Source organism: Bradyrhizobium sp. KBS0727 (assembly GCF_005937885.2).
Classification (GTDB): Bacteria; Pseudomonadota; Alphaproteobacteria; order Rhizobiales; family Xanthobacteraceae; genus Bradyrhizobium.
Genome location: NZ_CP042176.1, coordinates 343798 through 358274, shown reverse-complemented (window position 1 = coordinate 358274; position 14477 = coordinate 343798). Strand labels below are relative to the sequence as shown.

General features: G+C 63.1%; 15 protein-coding genes and 1 tRNA gene. 4 read left to right on the top strand and 12 right to left on the bottom strand.

Annotation, left to right across the window (positions count from 1 at the left end; genetic code table 11):
• Positions 1-47 precede the first annotated feature (47 nt).
• The 3 genes from FFI89_RS01690 to FFI89_RS01680 all read right to left on the bottom strand — a co-directional run bounded on the left by FFI89_RS01690 (position 48) and on the right by FFI89_RS01680 (position 2565).
• Positions 48-1097, bottom strand: a complete 1050-nt coding sequence (locus FFI89_RS01690) for a serine hydrolase (protein WP_210249063.1) — start codon at positions 1095-1097, stop codon at positions 48-50.
• Positions 1098-1210: 113 nt separating this feature from the next.
• Complete coding sequence (locus tag FFI89_RS01685; RefSeq protein ID WP_138832307.1) at positions 1211-1621, bottom strand: thiol-disulfide oxidoreductase DCC family protein; 411 nt, start codon at positions 1619-1621, stop codon at positions 1211-1213.
• 44 nt (positions 1622-1665) lie between these two features.
• Positions 1666-2565: a S9 family peptidase gene (locus FFI89_RS01680; RefSeq protein ID WP_138832305.1), complete on the bottom strand. Its 900-nt coding sequence runs from the start codon at positions 2563-2565 to the stop codon at positions 1666-1668.
• Positions 2566-2851: 286 nt separating this feature from the next.
• On the opposite strand from FFI89_RS01680, the gene FFI89_RS01675 reads away from it, so the two are divergent.
• From FFI89_RS01675 to FFI89_RS01665, 3 genes are all read left to right on the top strand, one after another.
• On the top strand, positions 2852-3361 hold the full coding sequence (locus tag FFI89_RS01675; RefSeq protein WP_138832303.1) for a GNAT family N-acetyltransferase: 510 nt from the start codon (positions 2852-2854) through the stop codon (positions 3359-3361).
• 204 nt (positions 3362-3565) lie between these two features.
• The gene (gene ppa, locus FFI89_RS01670) at positions 3566-4096 is read left to right on the top strand and encodes an inorganic diphosphatase (RefSeq protein ID WP_138832301.1); all 531 of its coding nucleotides are present in this window, start codon (positions 3566-3568) and stop codon (positions 4094-4096) included.
• Positions 4097-4229: 133 nt separating this feature from the next.
• On the top strand, positions 4230-5723 hold the full coding sequence (locus FFI89_RS01665; RefSeq protein ID WP_138832299.1) for a M20 family peptidase: 1494 nt from the start codon (positions 4230-4232) through the stop codon (positions 5721-5723).
• 96 nt (positions 5724-5819) lie between these two features.
• Here FFI89_RS01665 and folD read toward each other — a convergent pair whose 3' ends face one another.
• The 3 genes from folD to FFI89_RS01650 are packed head-to-tail and all read right to left on the bottom strand — an operon-like array spanning position 5820 to position 7383.
• The gene (folD, locus tag FFI89_RS01660) at positions 5820-6704 is read right to left on the bottom strand and encodes a bifunctional methylenetetrahydrofolate dehydrogenase/methenyltetrahydrofolate cyclohydrolase FolD (RefSeq protein ID WP_138832297.1); all 885 of its coding nucleotides are present in this window, start codon (positions 6702-6704) and stop codon (positions 5820-5822) included.
• Positions 6701-7051 (bottom strand): DUF167 domain-containing protein, encoded by a 351-nt coding sequence (locus FFI89_RS01655; RefSeq protein ID WP_138832295.1) that lies wholly within the window; start codon positions 7049-7051, stop codon positions 6701-6703. The genes folD and FFI89_RS01655 overlap by 4 nt, the downstream gene beginning before the upstream one ends.
• A 41-nt stretch (positions 7052-7092) precedes the next feature.
• Positions 7093-7383 carry a YggT family protein gene (locus tag FFI89_RS01650; protein WP_138832293.1) on the bottom strand — a complete coding sequence of 97 codons (291 nt, stop codon included), beginning with the start codon at positions 7381-7383 and terminating at the stop codon, positions 7093-7095.
• Positions 7384-7577: 194 nt separating this feature from the next.
• Between FFI89_RS01650 and FFI89_RS01645 the strand changes: the two genes are divergently transcribed.
• A tRNA-Ala gene (locus FFI89_RS01645) sits at positions 7578-7653 on the top strand.
• Between the two features lie 241 nt (positions 7654-7894).
• On the opposite strand, the gene FFI89_RS01640 is transcribed toward FFI89_RS01645, so the two are convergent.
• The 6 genes from FFI89_RS01640 to FFI89_RS01615 all read right to left on the bottom strand — a co-directional run bounded on the left by FFI89_RS01640 (position 7895) and on the right by FFI89_RS01615 (position 14415).
• A complete protein-coding gene (locus FFI89_RS01640; RefSeq protein ID WP_138832291.1) occupies positions 7895-8704 on the bottom strand; it encodes an enoyl-CoA hydratase in 810 nt (269 codons plus the stop codon).
• A 152-nt stretch (positions 8705-8856) separates the two neighbouring features.
• Positions 8857-9657, bottom strand: coding sequence for a glutamine amidotransferase (locus FFI89_RS01635; protein WP_138832289.1), 801 nt, complete (start codon positions 9655-9657; stop codon positions 8857-8859).
• Between the two features lie 161 nt (positions 9658-9818).
• Positions 9819-10598, bottom strand: coding sequence for an SDR family oxidoreductase (locus tag FFI89_RS01630; protein ID WP_138832288.1), 780 nt, complete (start codon positions 10596-10598; stop codon positions 9819-9821).
• A gap of 209 nt (positions 10599-10807) precedes the next feature.
• Positions 10808-11311 (bottom strand): TerB family tellurite resistance protein, encoded by a 504-nt coding sequence (locus FFI89_RS01625; protein ID WP_138832286.1) that lies wholly within the window; start codon positions 11309-11311, stop codon positions 10808-10810.
• A gap of 199 nt (positions 11312-11510) precedes the next feature.
• Positions 11511-12920 carry an adenylate/guanylate cyclase domain-containing protein gene (locus tag FFI89_RS01620; RefSeq protein ID WP_138832284.1) on the bottom strand — a complete coding sequence of 470 codons (1410 nt, stop codon included), beginning with the start codon at positions 12918-12920 and terminating at the stop codon, positions 11511-11513.
• 109 nt (positions 12921-13029) lie between these two features.
• Positions 13030-14415, bottom strand: coding sequence for a cytochrome P450 (locus FFI89_RS01615; RefSeq protein WP_138832282.1), 1386 nt, complete (start codon positions 14413-14415; stop codon positions 13030-13032).
• Between the last annotated feature and the right edge of the window lie 62 nt (positions 14416-14477).

Sequence of the window (14477 nt, the reverse complement as noted above, 5' to 3'; positions counted from 1 at the left end):
GCTGGCGGGCTGAATTTATGAGTTCATCACCTGGAGAGTCGTGAGTATCAACCCAACTCCGCCAGCACCGCGTTCTTGAACGCATGGTACTCGGCCTTCAGATCGACACGGTAGCTCTCCGAATAGGGCGGCTGCGGCTGGCATGACAGCGTAACGATGACGACGCTGGCTTTGCGGTTCACGTAGAGCGATTGGCCGGCAAAGCCGACGGCGGCCATGGAGCCATCCGGATCGATCCACCAGCTATAGCCGTATCCCGTTGCGCCATAGCGATTGGTTTCGGAGTCGAAGACGAACGATCGGCGGTTCGCGCTTTCGATCCAGTCGGCGGGAAGCACAGGCGTGGTGTCGATCACGCCGTTGCGCAGCAGAAACACGCCGAAGCGGCCGAAATCGCGTAGCGCGATGCCGGCGCGGCTGCCGCCGATCTCCTGCCCGCCATCCGATTCCAGCGTGTAGAACGCGTCGAACTCCATGCCGAGCGGAGACCAGATCGTCTCCGACATGAAGTCGGCGAGATTTTTTCCTGTGGCCGCCGATACCAGACAGCCGAGCACATAGGTGTCGCCGGTATTGTAGGAAAAATGACGGCCGGGCGGGTGCTCGGCTTTCAGGCTGCGCATCAGCGCCAGGACGCCGCCGGGGACCTTGTCGCCGAGCGATTTGCTGTAACGGTTCACGTCGGAATTCCGGTCGGTGTAATCCTCGCTCCAGCGCACGCCGGAAGACATCGTGAGCAGGCTGCGCACGGTGACCGCGTCGTAGGCGCAGCCACGCAGCGCCGGAATATATTTCGAGACCGCATCATCGAGGCTCGAGATGGCGCCCTGCTGCAGCGCGGCGCCGACCAATGTCGACGTCAGCGACTTGATCATCGACATCGACGACCAGCGCACGTTCTCCTCCAGCCCGAGCGAGTAGCGCTCCAGCACGATCTTCTCGTCCTTGATGACCAGCAGTCCCGCGACGTTGGCGCGATCGATATATGCGTCGACGCCATGCGTCGCCTGATCGGCCTGGTACTGCGGCGATATTTCCAGGCCCCGCTCGAGTTGCAAAACCGTATTGCCACGGTGGATCGGCCGCGTCGCGAACATGCGATCAACATTGCGGTACGCGTAGGCCTGCGCTGTCGGCGGGAGCAGCAGAAAATCTTCGCCCGCGGGTACTTGGAATTTCGGGGACGCTACAGAATTGCAATCCATACCATTTACTCCATCACCCGTGCCCGCATCTCCGCGTCCGGCACGAAGCATTCCTCATATTTCCCGAAAATCCGGTAGCGATTGCGCGCGACGAGGTTATAGACCGCGTTGCGAACCGGCTTCGGCACCCAAAACAATACGCGCGTCCATCCCCATCCCGGCAGCGAACTCAGCACGGTCAACGCCGCATCGGATTTGAAGTATGCGACGCCGCCGCGAACCACCGCGTTGGTGTCGGGATCGTTGGGATCGATGCCGAAGGCTTGCGCCAATCTGGTACCGTAAGGCGATTGAATCGCCGTAAAGCGGAAGCGGCGCGCGGTGTCGCGGGTGGCGACGAAGCGGATCCAGCGCGAGCAGAAGATGCAGACGCCGTCGTACAGGATCACGTCGTCGTCGGGCCATCGGTCGGTCATCGGTTATCCAGCGTCAACAAAGCCACCAGGCGGCAAATACAGCGTCATCGCTTTTTGGCCGGAGCAGCGGATCGCGACTTCAAGGCGCGATCGAGGTCGGGTCCGGCCAGTTTTACACCGGCTTCGGTTTCCGGCAGCCAGTGTCCCTCGCTGCCGTAAGCCGGCAGCGGGCGAAAATCGACCTGACCGCCGGCGTTACGGAACGCATCGGCCAGTTGCCGCGAGAGCGCCAGCGAAAAATAGCTGTCATTGGCCGCCACCAGCCACGTCACCTTGACGCGCGCGGCCTTGCCGAACGCACCGGCGGCGGAAAGCAGCGTGTGCGGCGCACAGACCTGATTGGGAAAATCATTGGCACGGCCGCCGCGGCCGGGCGCAAAGGCGATGATGGCGGCGATGTCCCTGGGGTCTTCGCTCGCCAGCGCCAGCGCGCCCCAGGCGCCGGCCGAATGGCCGATCACGACCATGCCGTCCGGCCGGATGAAGGATTGCTTGCGCAGGAAGTCTGCAGCCGCCGCGATTTCGTCGGCGGTGGCGTGGCCGGATTTGGCGTAGTCGGCCTCGTCGCAGCCGCCCTGGTCTTCGAGGTATTTCCCGCCCGTCGCACCATGGCCCGGACGTTCCGGAACCAGCACGGCAAAGCCGCGACCCGCCAGCCATGCCGCCAGTGCGCGGTATTCCGGCTGCGGCATTTGCGCGCGTCGCAGCACGTTCTGGGTGGTGGCATGGGCGATCACGGCGAGCGGAAACGGCCCATCGCCGGGCGGGCGAAACAGCACCGCATGTGCCGGCGTGCCCGGATCCGGCGACGGCACCAGCCATTGCTGCAGGCGATTTGGCTCTCCTTCGGCGCCCTGCGGGCCGAAAGCCGGTTGCGCCGATACGGTCGTGACGCCGAGCGCAACGAGGACCAGGCTAGCGAAAAACACTCTCACCAGATGCATGGATGGGCCTGACGCAGCCAAGGAGGGAGACGCGGATGGACCAACAGAATACCGGCGGCGAATCAAATCCAGCGCATTTTTCCGTGAACGAGATTTCGCGGCGGCATTCACCGAAGCGATTCCGGGAGGGTTTTGCCATCCCTCGCTTCAGCCAAGTGCCGGGGAATGCAGCTCCTTGTCCTCTTTCGGTACAGAAGGGTTAAAAACTGATGCAGAAAATCCACAGGTTAACCGATAATTAAGGATGGACCTTGAAGCCGGGCCGCCGACTTGCTTTGATTGGGTCATGAGCACAACCCTGATCGAGGTTCGACCGGCCAAAGCTGCGGATGCAGCTGCGGTAGCGTCTACCCATGATGAAGCCTGGCGCTCAGCGTATCAGGGCATCATCCCCGGCGCCGAACTTGAGAAGCTGATCAACCGTCGCGGCCCGCAATGGTGGGACAGCGCGATCCGCAAGGGCAGCCGCGTCAGCGTGCTGGTGTTCGGCGACAAGGTTGCCGGCTACGCCAACTACGGCCGCAACCGCGCCCGCAGCCTGCATTTCGAAGGCGAGATCTACGAACTCTACCTGCGGCCGGAATTCCAGGGCCTCGGCTTCGGCCGCCGCCTGTTCACCGCCGCCCGGCGCGATCTGGTGCAGAGCGGGCTGAAGAGCATGGTGGTCTGGGCGCTGTCCGACAACGATCCGGCGACGGAATTCTACCGCGCCCTCGGCGGCCGCATGGTCGCCCGCTCCTCGGAGAAGTTCGGGCCGAAGTCGCTCGACAAGGTCGCGTTCGCCTGGACCAACTGAGCCGACGCTCTTTTATTGAGCATCATCTTTATTGAGCATCATCTCCGCGCAAACGCGTTCCGCGTTTGCCGCGAGGGAAAACCGGTGCCGACTTTTTCGAATCAGGCCTGATTCAACCTTTTCCCTGCTTTGCTGCCGGTCTAAACCGGACCTGATACGCGCCTGCTTCAGGGCGCCTCCCTCAACGCAAAGCCGGAGCCCTCCATGCGCATTGACGCCATTTCGATCGGAAACAATCCGCCGCACGAGGTCAACGTCATCATCGAAGTTCCGGTTGGCGGCGAGCCGATCAAATATGAAATGGACAAGGACGCCGGCACGCTGGTGGTCGACCGCTTCCTCTATACGGCGATGCGCTATCCCGGCAATTACGGTTTCATCCCACATACGCTGTCGGGCGACGGCGACCCCTGCGACGTACTGGTGGCCAATACCCGCGCCATCGTCCCGGGCGCGGTGATGAGCGTCCGCCCGGTCGGCGTGCTGCTGATGGAAGACGAAGCCGGCGGCGACGAGAAGATCATCGCCGTTCCCTCGTCGAAGCTGACCCAGCGCTACGACAAGGTGAAGAACTACAACGATCTTCCCGACATCACGCTGCAGCAGATCCAGCACTTCTTCGAGCACTACAAGGATCTCGAGCCCGGCAAATGGGTGAAGGTGCTGCGCTGGGGCGACGCCGAAGACGCCCGCAAGCTGATCCTGGAAGGCATCGCGCGCGCCAAGGGAAAGTGACGCGTAGCGTCATCCCGGGGCGATGCAAAGCATCGAACCTCAGATGCGCAATTGCGCATCTGGGGATCTCGAGATTCCGGGTTCGCATCTTCGATGCGCCCCGGAATGACAAACTCGGAGCAAGGATCCCATCATGCGCCGCGTCATCCGCTTTGTCCGCAACATCCTGCTGCTTGCGATCGCGGCAATCGTCGTTGTCGCCGGGGTGCTGGCGTTCAATGTCGTCACCCATGGCTCGCGACAGCTTCAGGTCGTCGCGGTGCCGCGCGCGGCGGTCGACGCACAGGCGGCCGCGACGCGACTGAGCGAGGCGATCCGGTTCCGGACCATTTCGAGCTACGAAAAGCCCGAGCAGCACGCCGAGGCGCTGCGCGGCATGCAGGCCCATATCGAAAAGAGCTTTCCGGCGTTCCACGCCGCGGCCAGGCGTGAACTGGTCGCCAACTACAGCCTGCTCTACACGTGGGAGGGCTCCGACCCCAAGAACGACTCAAAGGCGCAGCCGATCGGGCTGCTCGCGCATCAGGACGTGGTGCCGGTCGCACCGGGCACCGAAAAGGACTGGCAACAACCGCCCTATGACGGCGTCATCGCCGACGGCTACATCTGGGGCCGTGGCTCCTGGGACGACAAGGGCAACCTGTATTCGATGCTGGAAGCCGCCGAGGCGATGGCCAAGGCCGGATTCCGCCCGAAGCGAACCGTCTATTTTGCCTTCGGCCATGACGAGGAAACCGCGGGTACATCAGGCGCCAAGTCGATCGCCGCGCTATTGGCCTCGCGCGGCGTGCACCTCGATTTCGTGATCGACGAGGGCCTGTTGATCACCGAAGGCATCATGAAGGGCCTCGACAAGCCGGCCGCGCTGATCGGCGTCGCCGAAAAGGGCTACGCGACGGTGGTGCTGAACGCGCATGCGACGCCCGGCCATTCGTCGATGCCGCCGCGCGATACCGCGATCGGCATGATGAGCGCGGCGCTGACGCGGCTGGAAGATCATCGCCTGCCGATGCAGGTGCGCAACACGGTGGCGGAAATGTTCGACACCCTTGCGCCCGAGATGGCCGGCTTCAACCGCGTGGCGCTGTCGAACCTCTGGCTGTTCAAGCCGCTGTTGTTGCGCGAATTCGAAAAGAGCGGGCCCACCGAGGCGATGGTGCGCACCACGACGGCGCTGACCATCTTCAACGCCGGCGACAAGGACAACGTCCTGCCCGGCAATGCCGAGGCGACCGTCAACTTCCGCCTGATCCCCGGCGACACTCAATCGAGCGTGGTCGATCATGTGCGGACCACGATTGCCAACGAGCGCATTTCGATCACACCGTTTCCCGGCAATACCGACCCGCCGCCGGTAACAGCAACCGCAAGCCCATCGTTCCAGATGCTGAACCGCACCATCCGCGAAGTCTTTCCGGATGTCGTTGTCGCGCCCGGCCTGATGGTGGCCGCCACCGACTCGCGGCACTATGTCGGCGTAACCGACAAGATTTTCCGCTTCTCGCCGGTGCGCGCGAATTCCGACGACCTGAAGCGCTTTCACGGCACCAACGAACGCCTCAGCGTCGAAGGCTATGCCGACATGATCCGGTTCTACCGGCGGTTGATCGAGAATAGCGCGGGGTGACGACGTAGTCGTCATTCCGGGATGGTCCGAAGGTCCAGACCCGGAATCTCGAGATTCCGGGTTCGATGCTTTGCATCGCCCCGGAATGACAGCCGCCTAAACTCCCGGCGCCGGCAGCTTGTGGATCGCACACGCCGCGCGCAGCGTGTTGACCAGGAGGCACGCCACCGTCATCTGTCCGACACCACCGGGCACCGGCGTGATGGCGCCGGCCACTTCAGCCACTTCCTTGAACGCGACATCGCCGACCAGCCGGGTCTTGCCTTCTGATGTCGGCAACCGGTTGATACCGACATCGATCACGGTGGCGCCCGGCTTGACCCAGTCCGCGCGCACCATCTCAGGCTTGCCGACAGCGGCATAGACCAGATCGGCGCGGGCGCAGAGTTGCGGCAGGTTGCGCGAGCGCGAATGCGCGATCGTCACCGTAGCATTTTCGTTGAGCAGCAGTTGCACCAGCGGACGGCCGACCAGGTTGGAGCGGCCGATGACGATTGCGTTCAGACCCTCGAGCGAGGCATGCACGCTCTTGGTCAGGATGATGCAGCCGAGCGGCGTGCAGGGCGACAGCGCGGTCAAGCCGCCGGCGAGGCGCCCGGCATTGTTCGGATGCAACCCGTCGACATCCTTGGCCGGATCGATGGCGTTGATGACGGTTTCGGTGTGGATCGATTTCGGCAGCGGCAATTGCACGAGAATGCCGTGCACCGCGGGGTCGCGGTTGAGTTTTGCGATCAGCGCCAGCAGATCGGCTTGCGCGACGTCGTCAGGCAGTTTGCGGTCGAACGAGGCCATGCCGGCGGCCTGGGTCTGCTTGTGCTTGCTACGGACATAGACCTCGCTGGCGGGATCATGGCCGACCAGCACCACCGCCAGCCCCGGCGTCAATTGATGATCGCGCTTGACCCGGGCGACCTCTTCGGCGACGCGCCCACGAAGCTCCGATGCAATGACTTTTCCATCGATGATGCTTGCCGTCATCTCAATCCCTTTGTCTTTTCGAATTTGACGGCCGTTGCCTTCCGCAAGGTCTCGCCAAGAATCTCGCCGAGCATTTTGGGATCGCCATCGACGGCAACCTGCTTCATCCGCGAGGTGGTGCCGGACAGAATCCTGACCCTGGCCTTCGGCACGCCCAGCGCCTTTGCCAGCAATTCCATGACCGCCCGGTTGGCCTCGCCGCCATCGGCGACGGCGCGAACCCGGACCTTGACCACGCTGCGCCCGTTGGCGAGCGTTTCAATGCCGTCGATATCGTCGCGGCCGCCGCGCGGGGTTACCCGCAATGCAATGCTGATGCCCTCGGTGGAATAGCGCCAAGGATCCATTTTGTATCCATGGAGCGTCCGTCAGCGACGGGCGCCCGCGATCAGATGACGTTGGGGTAGATGTAGTAGGCGATCACCCGCTGGATGAACATGATGATCAGGATCAGGATGATCGGCGAGATGTCGAGCCCACCCATGCTGGGCAGGAACCGGCGAATCGGCGCCAGCACCGGCTCCGTAATCCGGTACAGGAATTCGGCCACCGCCGAGACGAACTGGTTACGCGTGTTCACGACATTGAAGGCGATCAGCCAGGAAAGGATGGCCGAAGCGATCAAAAGCCAGACATAGAGGTCGAGGACGATGATGACGATGTCGAGGACGGCGCGCATGTGAGGGGGGCTCGCAGGTGGGACATCTGCTAGATATCCGTTCGGCCCCCGGCAAACAAGGGAAGTTCCCGGCAAAATGGCACCGAAATCGGGCACTTTCACCGTTCTTGACTTGACCTTGGGCCAGACTGTAAATGGCGCCGATTGTCACCGCTTCCGGGCCATCCCAAGGGATACCTAAAGGCGGTCGCAACGGGGCCATAGCTCAGCTGGGAGAGCGCGTCGTTCGCAATGACGAGGTCGGCGGTTCGATCCCGCCTGGCTCCACCACGCTTCGCCCTTCGGGCTTCGCGTGGCGCAGCCACGAGATGCTCGAAGGGCGAAGCGTGGTGCCCGGCGTAGCCCGCGAAGACGGGCTGGTAATCCTAACAATCCTATTTGTTCTCGCCGCCGGTTCACTCGGCGACGCTTTGGGCTTCGCGTGGCGCAGCCACGTGACGGCCAACGGGCGAAGCGTGGTGCCCGGCGTAGCCCAAAGGGCGAAGACGGGCTGCCTCAGCGAAGGACCCCCCTACTTCCCCGTAAACCTTGGCGGCCGCTTCTCCATGAAGCTCGCCACCCCCTCCTTGAAATCACTGCCCTTGAGCGCGATCTGCATTTCGCGGTTGGCGTCGATGGTCGCCTCCGCCAGCGTCTGGAACGGTACGTCGTAGAGCTGGCGCTTGATCACCGAGATCGCGCTGGGCGAAACGAAGTCGGCGAGATCGCGCGCATAGGCATAGGTCTGCTCGCGCAGTTGATCCGGCGGGTAGATCCGGTTGACCAGTCCGATGCGCAGCGCTTCGTCGCTATAGACGCGGCGCGCCGACATCAGGAGATCGAGCGCATTGGCATGGCCGACGAGAAGCGGCAGCATCCAGCTGATGCCGTGCTCGGCGATCAAGCCGCGGCGTGAGAAGGCCGTCGTGAACACGGTATTGTCGGCGGCAAACCGCAGGTCGCAATAGAGCGCGTGGACGAGGCCGATGCCGGCGGTGGCGCCGTTCAGCATGCCGATCACGGGCTTGGGGATCGCGGGGTAATAGGCGTAGCGCGTCTGCCAGTCGGCACGGCGATTCATGTCGAACGGTGTGTTCTCGCCGCGCCTGATCTCGCTGGGATCGATCGCCTTCAATCCCTCCATGTCGGCGCCGGCGCAGAACGCGCGCCCCGCGCCGGTCAGCACGATGACGCGGACATTGTCGTCGGCGGCGGCCGTCTCCATCGCGTGGCGCACGTCGCGCTCCATGATCGCCGTCCACGCATTCATGCGATCGGGCCGGTTGAGCGTGATGGTCGCGATCTTGTCGCTGACCTCGTAGAGAATATGCTGATAGTCCACGGCGATCTCCCTGTGATTTTTTCTCGTTGGCGTGCCGCGGTCTAGTCGTCGACAATTCCGCGTTGGCCGTACGCCTGCTTGCGGAAGCAACACTAGCACATTCACAGATTTAGAAAGATGTCCGGACCCGCGACGCAAATTCCGCGTGGCGGCTATTCCGCGGCTTCCGACATGATCGAGGCCGGCATGCGCGCGAGCCAGCCAACGATGAAGCGCTTCAGCCATGCCCGCTCGGTCATGTCGTGCACCGCGCGATCGGCAAAGTGCAGATGACGCGGATGTGCGCCGGGCGAATCCATCCGCACGCAGCCACGCGTGGTCCAGCGATGCATCATCGCGTAGGTGACATCGGGGTGAAACTGCAAACCGAACGCATGGCCGTGCTGGAATGCCTGCACCGGAAAGTCATTGCCTTCGGCGAGCAATTCCGCGCCCCAGGGCAATTGAAATCCCTCGCCGTGCCAATGATAGACGCGCTCCGGCCAGTTCGGACAGAGCGCATGGCCGGCCTCGGTCGGACGGATCGGATAATAGCCGACCTCAACCCGGCCTTCGGGATGAGGCGCGACCTGCGCCCCCAACTGCCTGGCAAGCATCTGCGCGCCCAGGCAAATGCCCAGGAACGGCCGCTGCTCGCGCAGCGGGATTTCGATCCAGTCGATTTCCCGGCGAATATATTCATCGGAATCGTTGGCGCTCATCGGGCCGCCGAAAATGACCGCGCCGGCATGCCGATCCAGCGTTTCCGGCAAGGGATCGCCGAACCGCGGGCGCCTGATATCGAGGGGATGGCCGAGCGCGCGGAGCGCGTTACCGACCCGGCCCGGGGTCGAGGTCTCCTGGTGCAGAACGATCAGGACCGGCAATAGCGGCGCTGGCTCAGGTGCAAGCACCACCCTTCGCCCCGGAAAGGGCAGGATATTGTCGCCATTTTTGCTCGACCAGAACGACATCGACGTTGCCTGGAGCACCTCGAACCAAAACCATACCTTGGTGGGTATTAATTTCGGGTGAGTTCACTTGAACTTGCAGAAATCCTGGACTTGCAAAAATATAAGCAAATCGTGGGCCACGCTGTGTCCCGCGTCACGCTCCGGCTCAAAACGGGGGAATCTCAGCGCTCGCGCAGCTGGAGCCGGCCGACCGCACCCAGGATAAACGAGCGCGGGAACAGGCGAAGCAAGAACGGCACGATCTTGATGCCGAGCCCGGGCATCACTGCCCGCTTGTTGGCCATCAGGCCGCGATAGGCCTGCTGCGCGACATTGGCCGGCATGACATTGAGCACCGCCGAATCGAAGCCGGGGGTAAATCCGGCACGCGCCTGAAATTCCGACGGCACCGGGCCCGGACAGACCACGGTCACCCGGACGCCGCGCGGCGCCAACTCGGCGCGCAAGGCTTCGGTGAATGACAGCACATAAGCCTTGGATGCGTAGTAGACCGCCATGCCCGGCCCCGGCAAAAAGCCCGCGATCGAACCGATGTTGAGGATGCCGCCGCGGTTGCGGATCAATTGATCGGAAAACCGCAACGACAGGTCGGTCAGCGCACGGATATTGACCGCAATGATGTCGAGCTGGTCGGCGCGGTCGCGCTGGACCGCCCTGCCGAACACGCCGAAGCCCGCATTGTTGACGACGTAGTCGACCTCGACGCCGGCAGCAGCCAAAGCCTCGGCGATCCTGTCGCCCGAATCGGGCTGCGTAAGGTCGCAGGGAATGACGAGCGGCGCGGCGCCGCCCGCAGCCGTGATCTCACCCGCCAGCGACGTCAGACGATCCGTCCGGCGCGCGACCAGCGCGACACGATGACCCTTGGCTGCAAAAACGCGCGCCAACTCGGCGCCTATGCCCGCCGATGCACCGGTAATCAGCGTCACACGCTCGGTCACGATTGAAAGCTCTTAATTCAATTTCAGGTTACACTGCGAACAACGCGACGAGAGCATAGGCTTGTGGTGTGACGCAAGCCACCGGCAGGCATATCGGTATGAAAACCCGCGACGCCCGCACGGAAAATGCAGTATTTTCGAGACTTATCGCGTGACGCCGCACATTAAAGTTTTGTTAAGTTCAGTGCGGAGCGCCGCACGGCGGCATGTCACATCGCCGCGTCGGCGGATTTCGAAGCGCCCGGGGACCCGACCGATTGCCGCTCCGCCACTCGGTGCTTGAGATCGATCCGGTCGCGCGAGGAAACGCCGAGCAGATCCGCGGCACGCCAGACGACGTTGTCCTCGAACTCGCTGACCTGCCCGTCGGCATAGACCAGCTCCCACATCATCTCGATGATGCGCAACCGGCCCTCCTCGTTGACCGAGCGCATGATGACGCTGGTGAAATGGTAGAGATCGACCGCCTCGCCCTCGACCTTGGTCGCCGAGGCGATCAACCGGTCCGCGGTGCCGGGATCGAGCTTGAAGCTGCTCTCGATCAGGCCGTGCAATTTGCGTTTCTCGACCTCGGTCGGCTCGCCATCGAGCGAGACGACGTGGACCAGAAGCGCGGTCGCGGCCAGACGGGAGCCGGTATCATCGAACGCCCGCTCCTCGTGCTCGCTGGGGGAAACAATGTCGGCAATGAATTGACGAAGTCCGTCGAGCATCGGGATCTCTATCGAATGAAGTTTGATACCGATTATATGGCGTGGAATTCAACCCGGCGCAATCTGCGCCGGCTCCGCGACAAGCATTACGTTTCGGCAATCTCGATGTAACCCGGTCATTCCGGGATGGTGCGTTAGCACCAGACCCGGAAGTTCGAGATTCCGGGTTCGCTTCGCGCCCCGGAATGACGGCCTCATCTCACGGTATCTCGTACACCACGATCTTGTCGGCGATGCCGCGCAACGCCGCTTCCTTCTGGATCGGCTTGATCGCCTCCCGCTCCAGGATCGTGGCGACCGCGGGCGAGTCGATCACCGGGCCGGTAATGTGAATTTCCTGCGACGTCGACAGGCTCTGCACCCGCGCCGCGATATTGACGGTCTGACCGAAATAGTCCTGGCGCTCGTTCAGCATCACGGCGAGACACGGGCCTTCGTGAATTCCGATCTTCACGACCAGATCCTCGGTGCCGCGCCGGACGTTGAGCGCGGCCATTGCGGACCGCATGCGAAGCGCCGCAGCCAGCGCGTGTTCGGGCCGGATGAAGGTCGCCATCACGGCATCTCCGATGGTTTTGACCACCGCACCTTTTTCGGACGAGATGATTTCCAGCAACGCGTGGAAATGCGCGCGCACCAGATCGAAGGCGGTGAGGTCGCCGACCCGCTCATACAGCGCCGTCGACCCCTTCAGGTCGGTGAACAGGAATGTCAGCGACGTGATCTTCAGCCGCTGATCGATATTGAGGTTGTCGGCCTTGTAGACGTCACGGAAGGTCTGGTTGGTCAACATCCGCTTGGCGGTCAGGAACGGCTTGCGCTTGCCGATCAGGTGATGGAGCCCGTCGGCGGCGATGAACACCGACGGCAGCACCCGCACGCCGGTCTGGTTGTCGAGCGACAGCCGCAACGGGCCGGGACGCATGGTGGTGGTTCCGGTCGGGGCATGGACGTTGTTGTACATCAGCGACAGTTGCTGACGCTCCTTGGTCGGCTCACCCTGGACGTCGATGAATTGCGCGGCATGGGTCACCGGTTCGAACACGATGATGAATTGCGCCGGCAATTGCAGCGACAGGACCGCTTTTTCGCCGGCCGGCAGCTCCAGCGCGTCCAGCGTCACCTCGTCGGTCAGCGCCGCAAACGACTCCTTGTTGAAGTCGACGCCGGAACTCCAGAAGATCTGTTTGAAGTATTCCCAGATCGGCAGCGTATTGGGGTCATGCGCGGCGATGCGCCGGACGCGCGGGCTCACCGTGAAGGCCACCTCGACCTGTTCGTCGACCGAGGCTTCGTAGCCCGCCGCGCACAGCGCGCAATTGTAATCATCATGCCGCAGCGACTTCAGCGTCGAATGCGCATCGAGCACCCCGCCACAGCCGGGACACAGCACATTCCAGGTGAGTTCGAACAGACCAAGCCGCGAGGCGTGGAGGAAGCCCGAGATGATCAGCTCCTCGTCGAGCCCCGTTTGCCGCGCGAAATCCAGCACATTGACGCGGTTGAGCTCGTGGTCTTCGCCGGTCTCGATCAGGCGCGCGATGGCATCGGCCACCGCCGGATCGACGGTCTGCTTCAGCACGGAAAACTGGGCCTGGATATCGCTCATGTCCGGTAACCTAGATGGGATCGTAACGGCCTACCAGCAATGCTCGAAACCTGTTTCGACGCGTTTTCTTCACCCCAACCGACACCCACTTCGCTCGAAAACCCTCCCGCTACCGCGGCGTAATGGCAAACATCGGCGACCGGTCAGGCTGGGTCGTCACCACGCCGAGCGGCAGCACCGGCTCCTTGTCGAGTAAGCCGACCCGAAACGCGCCGATCATCTTGGCGAGCGCAAGGGTTGCTTCCACCAGGGCGAAATGCGCGCCGATGCAGACGCGCGCGCCGACACCGAACGGCAGATAGGCAAAGCGATCGGGCGGCGGGCCGGTCATGAAGCGGGCCGGCACGAACGCGTTCGGATCGCGCCAGAGCTTTTCATGCCGGTGCAACAGCCATGGCGCAATCAGAATGACGTCGTTTTTCCTGACCGGCATGCCGGCGATCGTGTCGGGTCCTGCCGCCGCGCGCGCGATCAGGAAGGCCGGCGGATAAAGCCGCATGGTCTCGTCGACCACCGCGCGGGTAAATTTCAGACGATCGAGATCAAGCGCGCCGTTGGCGGTTGCGCCCTGCACCTCGGCCGCGACCTGTTCCTGGGTGGCCGGATCGAGCGCCAGCAAATAGAGCGACCAGAACAGCGCCGTGGCTGTGGTCTCGTGGCCGGCGAGAATCATGGTCGCCACCTGATCGCCGAGCTGTTCGTCGGTAAAGGCCTCGCCGGTCTCCGGATCGCGCGCCGCGCCCATCAGGTCGAACAGATCGTTGGGCGGAGCGCCCTCGCTCTTGCCGGCGGCACGGCGTTCGGCCATCAGCGTGCCGATGAACGCGGTCCAGCGCTTGCGAAAGCGGGCGCGCGAGAAATCCTGCGGGCTCGGCCAGTTCAGCGGCAGCAGCAAATCCAGAAAATGCGGACGCGCCAGCCGTTCGCCATACTCCATCACGAAATCGCGCAGCGTGGCACCATGGCGGTCCATGCCGAACGAAAACATCGTGCGGCCGGCGATCTCGAGCGTCATCCGCTGCATCGCCTCGCGCAAATCCACCGGCGCGTTGCTGGCGGCCCTGAGCTTGACAATCGTATCGTCGGTCGCCGCCAGCATGTGTGGAACCAGCGTGGTCACCGCGCGCGGCGTGAAGGCCGGCGCCAACGTCCGGCGCTGATATCTCCAGGCCCGCCCCTCGGCGATGAGCAACCCCTCGCCGAGGATGGGGCGCAATACGCGAAAGCCGGCCGGCGTGCGCGTGTAATTCTCGAAATTGTCGACCAGCACATGCCGGATCGCATCCGGCGTATTCAGGATGAAGCTGCTGCGCCCGAAAAAGCGGCCTTGAATGATGTCCTCTTCGTAAGCGCGCTGGCTCCAGGTGCCGAGAATGCTTTCGCGCATCGCCATCATCCGCCCCAGCACCGTCATGGTCGCGGGCGCCCGGGGCGGGCTCGGCGGTATCAGCAGCTCTCGCGCGACGGGCATATCGTGGGCTTCGGCGATGCTCATATTTTGATCTGCCATTTCCCGGCGTTGATACAGCGCCTTGAGCCCATCTATGTATCCGATCC

What these genes read in the sequence shown, in the direction of transcription:
- FFI89_RS01635 (WP_138832289.1), bottom strand. Translation starts at nt 9,657, where the DNA reads ATGTCGTTCTGGTCGAGCAAAAATGGCGACAATATCCTGCCCTTTCCG.
- folD (WP_138832297.1), bottom strand. Translation starts at nt 6,704, where the DNA reads ATGACGGCAAGCATCATCGATGGAAAAGTCATTGCATCGGAGCTTCGT.
- FFI89_RS01655 (WP_138832295.1), bottom strand. Translation starts at nt 7,051, where the DNA reads ATGGATCCTTGGCGCTATTCCACCGAGGGCATCAGCATTGCATTGCGG.
- FFI89_RS01615 (WP_138832282.1), bottom strand. Translation starts at nt 14,415, where the DNA reads ATGAGCATCGCCGAAGCCCACGATATGCCCGTCGCGCGAGAGCTGCTG.
- FFI89_RS01665 (WP_138832299.1), top strand. Translation starts at nt 4,230, where the DNA reads ATGCGCCGCGTCATCCGCTTTGTCCGCAACATCCTGCTGCTTGCGATC.
- FFI89_RS01675 (WP_138832303.1), top strand. Translation starts at nt 2,852, where the DNA reads ATGAGCACAACCCTGATCGAGGTTCGACCGGCCAAAGCTGCGGATGCA.
- FFI89_RS01650 (WP_138832293.1), bottom strand. Translation starts at nt 7,383, where the DNA reads ATGCGCGCCGTCCTCGACATCGTCATCATCGTCCTCGACCTCTATGTC.
- FFI89_RS01690 (WP_210249063.1), bottom strand. Translation starts at nt 1,097, where the DNA reads ATGTTCGCGACGCGGCCGATCCACCGTGGCAATACGGTTTTGCAACTC.
- ppa (WP_138832301.1), top strand. Translation starts at nt 3,566, where the DNA reads ATGCGCATTGACGCCATTTCGATCGGAAACAATCCGCCGCACGAGGTC.
- FFI89_RS01680 (WP_138832305.1), bottom strand. Translation starts at nt 2,565, where the DNA reads ATGCATCTGGTGAGAGTGTTTTTCGCTAGCCTGGTCCTCGTTGCGCTC.
- FFI89_RS01625 (WP_138832286.1), bottom strand. Translation starts at nt 11,311, where the DNA reads ATGCTCGACGGACTTCGTCAATTCATTGCCGACATTGTTTCCCCCAGC.
- FFI89_RS01685 (WP_138832307.1), bottom strand. Translation starts at nt 1,621, where the DNA reads ATGACCGACCGATGGCCCGACGACGACGTGATCCTGTACGACGGCGTC.
- FFI89_RS01620 (WP_138832284.1), bottom strand. Translation starts at nt 12,920, where the DNA reads ATGAGCGATATCCAGGCCCAGTTTTCCGTGCTGAAGCAGACCGTCGAT.